Here is a 476-nt window from a genome sequence, read left to right on the forward strand (position 1 = left end):
GGACCACATCCTCGACGCCCGCGAGGTTGTCCGTGTCGCCGTCGAGGACCAGCAGCTTGGCGTCGCGGCCCTCCTCGACGAGACCGTAGTTCAGCCCGGCGATGTCGGCCCCGTTGACGGTCGCCATGCGGAGGACCTCGGCGGCAGAAACGTCCGCCAGCTTGGAGGTGAACTCCATCTCGCGGAACATCGAGGGGCTGTTGAGCATCACGTTGTCCGTGCCGAGCGCGACGGTGGTGCGGTCGACCAGTTCGCGAATCGGCGCGACGCCCGCGTCGGTGACGAGGTTCGACCGCGGGCAGATGACGACCGGAATCTCGCTGTCCTCGACGCGTTCGAGGTGGAGCGCCTCGGGGTGGACCATGTGGACGAGGAAGTCCGGTTCGAGGTCCAACGCGGCGTTGATGTCGTGGGCGTCGCGCTCGCCCGCGTGGATGCCGAACAGCTTTCCGGCGGCCGCGGTCGCGTTCCGGAGC

The 476-nt window shown here is 68.5% G+C and carries 1 protein-coding gene; it reads right to left on the minus strand.

The window, feature by feature from the left end; translation table 11 throughout:
- Window positions 1-476: amidohydrolase family protein (locus DVK00_RS20855; RefSeq protein ID WP_147435947.1), on the minus strand; the 476-nt coding region annotated here is incomplete at both ends.

Source organism: Haloarcula sp. Atlit-47R (assembly GCF_003665985.1).
Classification (GTDB): Archaea; Halobacteriota; Halobacteria; order Halobacteriales; family Haloarculaceae; genus Haloarcula; species Haloarcula taiwanensis.